General features: G+C 38.9%; 8 protein-coding genes and 3 pseudogenes. 8 read left to right on the forward strand and 3 right to left on the reverse strand.

The genetic code is table 11. The annotated features are described in order from the left end of the window. The first annotated feature begins 13 nt into the window (after positions 1-13). Positions 14-2,095, forward strand: coding sequence for a TonB-dependent hemoglobin/transferrin/lactoferrin family receptor (locus LOC50_RS15190; protein WP_250654113.1), 2,082 nt, complete (start codon positions 14-16; stop codon positions 2,093-2,095). A gap of 291 nt (positions 2,096-2,386) precedes the next feature. Here the strand turns inward: LOC50_RS15190 and LOC50_RS15195 are convergent, their stop codons facing one another. Next, entirely contained in the window at positions 2,387-2,893 is a 507-nt protein-coding gene (locus LOC50_RS15195; RefSeq protein WP_250654114.1) for a hypothetical protein, read from the reverse strand. A gap of 326 nt (positions 2,894-3,219) precedes the next feature. Then, positions 3,220-3,757, reverse strand: a pseudogene (locus LOC50_RS15200) (TonB-dependent receptor plug domain-containing protein); the annotation flags it as partial. A gap of 160 nt (positions 3,758-3,917) precedes the next feature. Between LOC50_RS15200 and LOC50_RS15205 the strand changes: the two are divergent. The 6 genes and pseudogenes from LOC50_RS15205 (at position 3,918) to LOC50_RS15235 (ending at position 9,101) form a co-directional block, all read left to right on the forward strand. After that, complete coding sequence (locus tag LOC50_RS15205; RefSeq protein WP_036983580.1) at positions 3,918-4,538, forward strand: fused MFS/spermidine synthase; 621 nt, start codon at positions 3,918-3,920, stop codon at positions 4,536-4,538. Beyond that, entirely contained in the window at positions 4,531-5,427 is an 897-nt protein-coding gene (locus LOC50_RS15210; RefSeq protein ID WP_036983581.1) for a spermidine synthase, read from the forward strand. The genes LOC50_RS15205 and LOC50_RS15210 overlap by 8 nt, the downstream gene beginning before the upstream one ends. 71 nt (positions 5,428-5,498) lie before the next feature. Next, positions 5,499-6,215 (forward strand): annotated as a pseudogene (locus LOC50_RS17535) (glutamine amidotransferase-related protein). A 280-nt stretch (positions 6,216-6,495) separates the two neighbouring features. Then, positions 6,496-6,972, forward strand: coding sequence for a MarR family winged helix-turn-helix transcriptional regulator (locus LOC50_RS15225; RefSeq protein ID WP_069439037.1), 477 nt, complete (start codon positions 6,496-6,498; stop codon positions 6,970-6,972). Between the two features lie 2 nt (positions 6,973-6,974). Next, entirely contained in the window at positions 6,975-8,039 is a 1,065-nt protein-coding gene (locus LOC50_RS15230; RefSeq protein ID WP_036983582.1) for an HlyD family secretion protein, read from the forward strand. 11 nt (positions 8,040-8,050) lie between these two features. Further along, positions 8,051-9,101 (forward strand): annotated as a pseudogene (locus LOC50_RS15235) (DUF2955 domain-containing protein). A 119-nt stretch (positions 9,102-9,220) separates the two neighbouring features. On the opposite strand, the gene arfB reads toward LOC50_RS15235, so the two are convergent. After that, positions 9,221-9,634 carry an alternative ribosome rescue aminoacyl-tRNA hydrolase ArfB gene (arfB, locus tag LOC50_RS15240; RefSeq protein WP_033103213.1) on the reverse strand — a complete coding sequence of 138 codons (414 nt, stop codon included), beginning with the start codon at positions 9,632-9,634 and terminating at the stop codon, positions 9,221-9,223. Between the two features lie 171 nt (positions 9,635-9,805). Here arfB and LOC50_RS15245 point away from each other — a divergent pair, with 171 nt between their 5' ends. Next, positions 9,806-10,375 (forward strand): short-chain dehydrogenase, encoded by a 570-nt coding sequence (locus LOC50_RS15245; protein WP_069439038.1) that lies wholly within the window; start codon positions 9,806-9,808, stop codon positions 10,373-10,375. Positions 10,376-10,899: the final 524 nt, after the last annotated feature.

The following is a 10,899-nucleotide window of genomic DNA, read 5'->3' on the forward strand; positions in this document are numbered from 1 at the left end:
ATTTGGAGTGGAGATGAATCCCTTTTCTTTTAAATTTACAGCATTAGCCTCTTTGTTAATTAGCTCTGGTAGCGCACTGGCCGAAAATATTATTGACGATCATATTGTGGTTAGTGGCTCTCGCTTTGAACAAAAGCTAGAAGATGTGGCTGGCTCAGTAACGGTGATTACCGAACAAGATATTGAGCGTCAACTAGCTGTAGATTTACAAACGATGTTTAAATATGATCCAAGTATCTCAAGTACTGGCAGTGGCGCAGGCGCGCAAACATTAACTGTACGGGGTGTTGGTGGCAATAGAGTTGTTTTTATTAAAGATGGAAGACGCACAAACGATGGCTACGCTGGCGGCGGCGGTTATTTAGTGGGTCGAAACTACTTTGATGTTGCTGGTGTTAAACAAGTTGAAGTTGCAAAAGGGGCGGCATCATCGCTATATGGTTCTGATGCACTAGGGGGAATTGTAGTAATAACAACTAAAGATCCAAGTGATTATTTAGTGGATCAACAAAGCTTGGTAAAAGTAGCGTTAGGCTACCAAGGCCAAAGCAATCAGGTTGCTGCTGATATTACAGCAGCAAAAGATTTAGGTGACTTTGCTATTAGCGCTGTTTATAGCCATCGCGATAGTGAAGAAGTACAAAATTACGTTGAAAATTTACCAGGTTACGATGCCCGCTCGGACGCTTTACTACTTAAAGTTGAGCAAAAATTTGATGAAAAACGAACCCTTAAGTACACCTTAGATTACTTTAACCAAACGACAGAGCAAGTAATCACTCCATCCATTCAAGAAACCGAAGACGAAGATACAAATATCTCATTTGCACTCGATTATGATTCAAATATGGCAACAGCCATATTTGATAAATGGTATGGGCAACTATCCTATAGTCGTTACGAGCAACAAAGTGACCAAATAAGCGCGGCTAGAAATTACATTGATTATAATGACTACGGGTTTGAGCAAGATATTTTAGGCCTAAAAGCGGTATTTAATAAGGAAATTAAAGGAGAAAATACCAAGCATGAATTTGTTTATGGAATCGATATTGATTTATATGATACAACACGACCACGCTTAAAAACCCGTGTATTAAATGATGGTACTGTTGATTTTACGAATGAAAAACAAAAAGCATTTCCTGGCGCCGATACTTCTTTAGTTGGTGTATATATGCAAGACAGTATTAAATTTAATGAGACTGATTGGTCGTTAGTTGCGGGTATTCGTTACGATTATTATGCACTTGAAGCTAAAAAAGATGCGCTATACGCTGACACCGAGCTTGATGATATTACCGAATCTGCATTTTCACCAAAGCTGGGTGTGATTTATCAGGTAGACGATAATTTATCTTGGTATGGGCAATATGTTCGAGGCTTTAAAATACCGCCACACGACCAAGCCTATCAAAGCCATGGTGTTGAGCCATTTTATCAAATATTACCAAACGCAGATTTAGACCCTGAAAGCAGTGACTCATTTGAGATCGGATTAAGATACGCAAGTAGCGATATTAGTGTAAATCTAAGTACCTTTTATGCTGCCTATGATGACTTTATCGAAACGGCAATTGCGGGTGTTGAACCAACTTATATTCCTAATGTAAATAAAACATTTTACCAATATCAAAATATTAGCGAAACCCAGATCAGCGGTGTAGAAGCTGGTATTGCTATGTATGTTACCGACGATATTTTATTAGAGGCCAATGTTGCTTACGTAGATGGTGAAAACAAAGACTCTGACCAGCCACTCACTAGTATTAGCCCGTTAAATGGTTCTATATTGGTAAGCACTGAGTTTGGCAATGTTAATTGGACCGCTGCTTGGCGTTTAGCTAAGGCGCAGTCTGATGTAGTACTTGATACTAATGGTAATAAAACAACACAAGGTAACGGCTATGGTGTTGTTGATTTATATGCAAATTATCAGTGGCAAGCATGGCAAATGAATGTAGGTTTACTTAACCTACTCGATAAAGAGTACGTACCGTTTGAACTTATTGCTGGTCAATCCAAAGGCACTGATTTTAGCCAATATAGCCAACCAGGACGTAATGTTTCGGCTCGGATAAGCTATCAGTTTTAATTAATATTAAAAGTTGTGTATATACCAATCAGTATAAATATCTGAATAATTTAACGGATTGAATTTTTCTATGTCTAAGCTGATTGGTATATAAAGCACTAAAAACACTGCGTATTGCGCTATAGTGTAAAGGGGGTTTACGCCCCGTGGTCTTTGTACTGCTCATATCTTTCAATAACACTATTCATACATTTTCAAAAGAGTGCGCTTAAATCAATATTGGTTTACTAAAGGCACTTAAGGCATGCGTATTCAACACCAGAAACCTAAGCTAATTATAAAAAGGAGGTATTAGCTCGAACAGGTTACGTCACTCATATCGAAAGTATGCGTTAAACCAGCAGGATCTTTATTAATTACTATTAGGTTATTCTTTTCAATGTAAAAAGTGTATTCGCGCATCCAATTGAGTTTAGCAATTTGTTTTAGCTCATAACGGCCAAATGCTAGCGGGCAATTTAAATACGCATAATGGTAGGCTTTCCCCATCGCGCCAGGGTCTGCGGTGTAAATATAAATAGTACGATCAGTAAACGTGCTTTGTTTATGAATATAATCAGGGGTTGATAATGAAGAACCATTGAATAAAATCCCTAAACACAAAAAAGGAATTTGTATTACACCGACTAATGTAAGAATGATAAAGAACAACCACTGAGCGATTTTATTTTTAATTATGCTTTTAATTTTTTCAGATTTGGCGAGTAGTAATATTAAACCTGTAATTACCAACACCAATTTTATATAAAGTAAATTATGGCTTAATGTATCCATAAGCCTTGGAGAGTGCCAATTCAAACCCCAAAGCGCTCCACCATGCATACTCTCCAGAAAGGGTAACAATAAACATGCCGTAATAAGAAAGATAATTAACGAGACATTATTGCTGCTTTTATCCATTGATTTTTGTCCTTTAATCTAACCGGAGTCGCTGTATTTTTAGTGTAATATTTATAACATAATTTAAAATGCAGCGTACCTAAAATGTTATAAACAAGATAGCTACCTAAAAAAGTAAAAGTATCTTTAAAGATGGTAAGCAGCTACTTATTATCCAAAAAAAGCGCCTTAACCACTACATTAAGACGCTTTGGATGAAAAACTATAAATAACTAGACGTTAAAAATGCTGGTTGTATAGTCACCTTCAACGCGGTTAAAATTATCACTACCTAAGCTAAGTTTTAGCTCACCCTGTTGCTCAAATTGAGGTTTTTTGGTCACGATATTAACTGTACCGCCGGGCTCTGAGCGGCCATAAAGTGCGGAGCCTGGACCTTTTAATACTTCAATGTACTCAGTTTGATACATCACGAGGGCCGCTGAATCCGCGCCCACCGCTAAAACCATTAATTAAGTAACCCGATGGCATGTTTTCGTTACCCAATAATCCACGAATCGAAAAGCTATCCCATAACGCGCCACTGTTATTTTTACGTGAAATACTGGCAGAAAAATCCAGCGCATCTTGTAATTGAGTTATTCCTTTTTGATCAAGTACCGCGTTATCGAGGGTTTCGATTGATTGTGGCATTTGCTTTTGAGGAATATCGCCTCGGTAAGCTTGTTTATATGTAACCGCAATTTTCTCTATTGGTTGACTTTGGGCAATGCTTTGTGCGCTTGCACTTAAGCAGGCTAAGTAAATTAATAAGTACTTCATAAAATGCTTTTGGTAATGTTATATTATAACTTAAACTATAGCATGTGTTACTTTATAACAAAATGTTTTTTGCGCTCTATGTATGCGTCTAATTTTTACACTAGCGACTATGCAGCTATCACGTTAAGATGGGTAAAAATAACACAATAAGAACAATATAATGTTAACAAAAACAAATGCATTAATTTACTTTTTAGCGTTTAGTAGTGGCTTTAGTATTATGGGAATAGAGCTATTAGGTGGGCGCATTTTAGCGCCTTACTTTGGCAGTAGTGTACATATCTGGGGCAGTATTATTACTGTATTTATGCTTAGCTTATCATTTGGGTATTTACTGGGGGGTAAGCTGTCTATTCGTCATCCTTCGTTGACCAAATATGGGTTAATCTTTTTAGTTGCCAGTATTATGGTACTACCCATTGCTTTGTATGCTGAGCCAATTATGGCATTTATTTTTTCGCATATTGAAGACAGTCGCTATGGCTCGTTACTCGCCTCAACCACGTTATTTTTTATACCCACCATTATTTTAGGCATGATCTCGCCCTACTCCGTACGTTTGCTGGTTACAAACAGTGAGCGCAGCGGCCAAGTGGCAGGTGGCCTTTATTTTGTAAGTACCTTAGGCAGCGCACTGGGCACCATTATTACCTCTTTTTATATGGTATTGGCGTTTGATGTTAACGCGATTATTTTAGGTTTTGCTGGTGTATTAGGCACGCTTGGGCTAATTGCCATTACCTTTGACAAACTTAAAGTACGAGAGGCCGTTTATGCTTAAGTTTAAATCCCTGTTTGTTTGTATTACGGCGCTACTGTTTTCATCATACAGTGCAGCTAATGTTGTGCATAAAGAGCGCTCCTTGTATCGAAATCTACTTGTTGAAGAAACTGGCGATTTACGCTGTTTAAAGTTTGATGAAAAAACCCGACAAAGCAGCCAAAGTTGCATGTACATTAGCGACCCTAAAAAACTCGTGTTTAACTACACTAAGCTGGCTTTTTCTAGTTTGTTACTGATTGATAACCCTAAAAAAGTGCTCATTATTGGTTTAGGTGGCGGTACGCTTTCTAATATGATTCATGAGCTATACCCAAAGGCACACATTGAAAATGTAGAAATAGATCCTGCGGTAATTAAAGTGGCGCGCGATTATTTTAACTTTATAGAAACTGATAACGTAACTGCTAAAGTGCAAGATGGGCGTATTTTTATTAAACGTGCGGCGCTTAAAAAACAGCAATTTGATTGGATTATTTTGGATGCGTTTAATGGCGACTACATTCCTGAGCACTTACTCACAAAAGAGTTTTTTGAAGAGATAAAAAGCGTATTAGCTGAAGGCGGAATTGTTGCTGCTAACACGTTTTCATCAAGTAAACTCTATGAACATGAGTCGGCAACCTATCATGCGGTATTTGGCGATTTTATTAATGTAACAGCCAATAATAACAGTAATCGTATTATTTTGGCTGGTTATAGCAATATCCCTACAGAGCAACAAATAGCACAGCGGGTGACGCAGCTAGCTCCGTTACTTGCTCCTTATGGAGTAGATATAAAGGCAATTAGCCAGCGTATGTTTTTCACTAAAGATGGTAAAGATTGGCCAAGTGGTACTAAGGTGCTAACCGATCAATACTCTCCAGCTAATTTACTTAATTTTTGATTGCTATTACATGGTCACTTATATCCGGTGGCCATTACTTATTAAAAAGATAATATTTTAAGGAAGCGATAATGCACATTCACTTTATTATTCATGAACATTTTGAAGCGCCAGGCGCTTATGAAGCTTGGGCTAAAATGAATGGTCATACGCTGTCTTATACCCGTATTTATTTAGCTGAACACTTACCACAACATGCTGATGATATAGACTTTTTAATTGTAATGGGTGGGCCACAATCGCCCGCTATATAGCTTGCAGAATGCGCCTATTTTGATAGCAAAAAAGAACAAGCCTTTATTGCCAGCATGATCACGGCAAACAAAATAGAGTTGGGCGTTTGTTTGGGGTCGCAATTAATTGGTGAAGCGTTAGGCGCGGCTTATCAACCTAGTCCAGAAAAGGAAATTGGTAAGTTTGCGACTACCCTCACTGATGCAGGTTTGAATCATCCGTTATTCAGCCATTTTGGCAGTGAGCTTAATGTGGGGCATTGGCATAACGATATGCCAGGCTGACTACTACAGCCAGTATTATTGCCAATAGCGAAGGTTGTCCAAGGCAAATAGTCGCTTATAGCGATTTAGTCTTTGGTTTTCAATGCTACATGGAATTGACCACCGAGGTGGTTACCCTCCTCATTGCCAACGATGATTTAACCAATGTACCGCTTTGTTGAACAGCCCGAAAAGCTCTTAAGTCATGACTATAGTGAAATGAACAATAAGCTTTATACTTTCTTAGAAAAGCTTGCTGCGCACTTATTTATCAAAATAATACTTATTTAACCTGAACTCTGGATAATAAATCTATCTCAAGCAGCTATTTACAGCGCTAACTACGTTGAATTTACTTGCAATAGGCGAGCTATTGACGCGTAATTTCGCCTTGTTTTCACTGGAAATCTCTGGCTAGAGAAAATAAACATAAATATCAATTTTGATTCAATACGTTAGTAAATCTCTTAACCAAAGTTCAGGTTATTTACGTGAAGTTAAAATGCCAAATATTTACTTAGCCTGCTAACTAATGCTAAAATTTGCCGTATATTCACAAGTAAGAGTTCCTATGAGTAGCACTATTCCTTTTCATGAAACACTCGATTTAACCTTATGCGGCAATATGGGCCGAGTGCACCGCTTATGTCGAGAAGCGGTGACACTGGCGGTTGAGCCGCTAGGTTTAACTCAGTCACGCTGGACGGCAATGATCCACTTATATCATTTACCCTTAGGAGCAACGCAGCAAGCGCTGGCGACTAGTTTAGGTATTGAAATGCCCTCATTAACGCGCACCATTAAGCAATTAGAGCAGCAAAATCTGGTTATTCGACAAGTTGATGAACACGATAAACGTAGTAAAAAATTGTACTTTACCGATGAGGGTATAAAGTTATTAGAACATTTAAAAGAGCTAACAAGCGATATTAAACAGCGTTTATATGCCGGTTTAAGTACTGAGCAACTTGATGGTATGGCGCACAGTTTAGTGCAAATGGAAGAAAACGCGCGGCGTTGTATTGCAAGCTTATCTGGAGATAAATAAGTATGACACCTGATCAAAAATTTGCCCGCTACGTTAAAGTTTCGCTTGTTGGTTTTATTGTTGTCTTTTTTTATTATATTGTTGCCGATGTATGGTTGCCGGTTACGCCACAGGCACGGGTTTATCATCCGGTTGTGCAAATATCACCGCAAATAAATGGCCGTGTTACCGATGTTTTGGTCAGTAATAACCAAGCGGTTAAAGCGGGTGATGTATTATTTGAGATAGATAAAAACACCTATCAGCTGGCACTTGAACAAGCACAGCTCGCGCTTGATGATGCCAAACTACAAAATAAACGCCTTGATACCAATGTAAAAGCGTTGGAGGCACAAATAAGTGCAGCTAACGCTAAATTGCATGAGCAGCAGCTATTAAAAAAGCGTGGCGAAACACTTTACAAACAAAACTCTATTTCGGAGCAAGAGCTTGAAAGCATTCGTGCTAACTTTGCAGCAAGTCAATCTAATTTAGCTGCCTTTGAAGCACAGCTTGCTGAAGCTGTTTTAGCGCGTGGCGACTCGGGGCAAAATAATTTAGCGCTGCGCCATGCGGCCAATCAGTTAGCGCAAGCCGAGCTTAACTTATCCTATACACAAGTGCGTGCTTTAAGCGATGGTGTAGTGGCTAATTTACAGTTACTTGAGGGTTCCTATGCGGTTGCGGGTAAGCCATTACTTGCTATTGTGGCAAAAAAAGCAGATTTAGTGGCTGATTTTCGTGAAAAGTCACTATTAAATATGCAGCCTGGGAGTTTAGCAAAAGTAGTGTTTGATAGCCGACCTGGTGAAGTATTCGACGCTAAAATTGAAACTTTTGAGGCCGGTGTCAGTGACGGGCAACTTAGTGCGAATGGATTACTTAGCACCACCGAAACCAGCAACCGCTGGGTTCGTGACGCTCAGCGCCAGCGTATTCATTTAGTGCTACCAAATAACACTCAGCTTATAAATAATATGCCCAGTGGTGCGCGTGCTACCGTGCAGTTACTCCCACAATCGGCAATAGGCCAATGGTTGGGGTCAGTACAGATCCGCTTTATTAGTTGGTTACATTACATTTATTAGTGGGGCGAGTAATGACACAACATGTTAGCCAAGCTCCACAACTCGATTCAAATGGCTTACGCCAAGCGCTTCGGATTGCCGGTGGTTGCACTATTGGTTTTACTTTATGTAAGTTAATGAATTGGCCAAATGGGATATTTTTTACAGTTTACCCTATGTTATTACTGGGTTTAGTGCCAAGTATTAACAAAGGTGTGATCCGTCAATTTGTTGCCAGTGCTGCCTACAGTGCGTTTATTGTGCTTGTTCTGCAGGGCTTATTTTCACACTTACCGGTGTTAATGACGCTCATTATTTTTGCTAGTTTTTGCGTGTTATTTTATTTAATGAGTAGTGGCGGCGCGTTTTTATTTGGTGCGTTAGGTGCGGTGAGCTTATCGATTCAGTTGCACTTTGCCAGCCATGTTGATCAAGCAAGCAGCATTTACCCGCTTATTTTAAGTAATGGTATGGCTATTTTTATTACTATTATTATTGCGCTCTTGATGCATGGTTTGTTTCCTGATGTGACAGCGCGGCCCATGCGCGCTGTGCCACACAAGGACAAAGAAAGTATTCGTCACGAGGTGTTGCTATGCGCTAGCGTTGCGACTTTATCATTCGTAGTTTTTCAGGTACTTGATTTACAAGATTCAATTTCGGCGCAAGCGGCGTCTATTTTAATTTTGTTTTCGTTGTGTTTTAAGGCAGCGGGCACCGCAAGTTGGCAACGTATTATTGGTACACTGATAGGCTGTAATGCTGCTTTGGTTTCGCAGTTGTTTTTGTATAATCATACCGACGTTTTGCTTTTTCCGGTGGCTATATTATGGATTTTGTCTTTTATATTCAGTCGTTTTCATATTTTAGGTGGTGGTCCACCGGGTGTTGGGTTTGGGGTATTAACCACGTTTGGCATTTTATTTGGTCAGTCGTTAGGGCCCAGGGCAAGATTTAATATACAGTGCTTTGTATCGATTTAGCTCGGTGGCGGTTGCGGTTACGGTAAGCTTAAGCGCAGTGTATGTAGTGCATCGAATCCTCAACCGATTTAGCGTCACCCGCCATCATACTTATGATTAAATTAAAGGCTGCATTCGCAGCCTTTTTTATACTAGCCTATTGCAAGTAAATTCAACGCAGTTAGCGCTGGAAATAGCTGCTTGAGGTAGATTTATTATCCAGAGTTCAGATTACTTAAGTTATAGCTTGATATTACCGCGTAGGGCTTTAGTTTGGCCGTGTTTGGTTTTTTTATCCATGCGTTTACGCTGTGAGTTACGGCTAGGTTTAGTGGCACGGCGTGCTTTATTAACCTTAGTGGCGCTTAAAATTAAATCTTTTAGCCGTTTTAGCGCATCTTCTCTGTTGAGCTCTTGGGTGCGATGGCTTTGCGCTTTAATAACCAATACCCCTTCTTTGGTGATCCTTGAATCTTTCAAAGCAAGTAATCGTTCTTTATAAAAGTCAGGTAATTTAGAGCGATTAATATCAAAGCGTAAATGTATAGCACTGGCTACTTTATTAACATTTTGCCCGCCTGCGCCTTGCGAGCGAATAGCGCTGAGCTCTACTTCCCATTCATCAATGGTTACGCTGTTTGAAATAGTTAACATAGTGCCCCGCTCTTTTTGCAAAAATGCATTATATCATCAGTACATTGCGTTGTGGTGAATCAACTTAAACTCACACCTGAGTAAATAATAATTTATAAATTTACGCTTTGTATTGGCAATAGCCGTTAATTAGTTTTTAATTAACGCTACTTTACTATTAGGAAATGCTTAATGAAAAAATTACTGTTATCAATCAGCTTGTTAGCGATGAGCTTCTCAAGCTTTGCACAAGACATTAACGAAGGTCAATTACAAAGCTACATTAAGGCATTACCTGCAGTTACAAGTTGGGCAAGCAATCAAGAGTCGTTAAAAGGCTCAGATTTAGCGAATATGCTGGGCGCATCGGCAGATCAAACGATCACTGAGCAAAGCTCGTTAGCCAACAGCGCACTTAGCATGATCAAACAGCAAGACTTATATAAAAGCTTTGCCAACGTAACTAGCCAATATGGTTTTACGCCTGAACAATTAATTGCTGTAGGATCGGAAGTTTCAATGGCTTACATTGAAAACCTAAAATCAGGTTTATCAGATGAGCATAAAGAAACCGCCAATAAATTAATGGGTGGCTTACAAAGTATGCAAAGTAGTAAAGACAAAGGCGTTAGTTCATTAATGGGAACGTTTGGCAAGGCATCAAGCGCAGCCCAATCGGCAGAGCCTGTAGTCAGTGAAAATAACCTAGCACTTGTGAGCGAATACATGCCACAACTTAAAAAGCTGTTTTCAATGTTGTAAAAGTTATTGTTTATAGAGGTGGCATTGGCCACCTTTTTTATACTTACTTTTCCAGTCTCATGTATTTTAAGTTTAAATAATGGCTTCAGTTTTGATGCTGTAAACCCCCTTTACGGCTATGATTAAGGTGTTATTTCGCTAGCGCTAAAAAAATAAAAAGTAATAAATAAACCCTAATTTTACTTACGCTAAGGCTGCGTTTTGTTTGGTGCTGAAGTTATACCAATCGACTTAAATATTTAACCATTTTAGCGAGCTAAATAAAGCGCTAACTGCGTTATAATTTTTTTCAAGTAGAACAACCACATGTCAAAATTTATGCCTTGTTATCACTCCATTTATTTGTCGCTATCAATGGTCAGTAACTTAACACAATTGCTATTAAGTTAGTTGCTACTAACAAGTTGTTGTTTTATACAGATCAGCCATTTATCAACTTAAGTAGTAAATGACGGTATATTTGCTTTCAGCTAGCTTATTTTTGTTTGTTTATTAGCCTTTTTTAATTTTTATACAGTTGAGTT

Source organism: Pseudoalteromonas sp. SCSIO 43095 (assembly GCF_023650455.1).
Classification (GTDB): Bacteria; Pseudomonadota; Gammaproteobacteria; order Enterobacterales; family Alteromonadaceae; genus Pseudoalteromonas; species Pseudoalteromonas tetraodonis.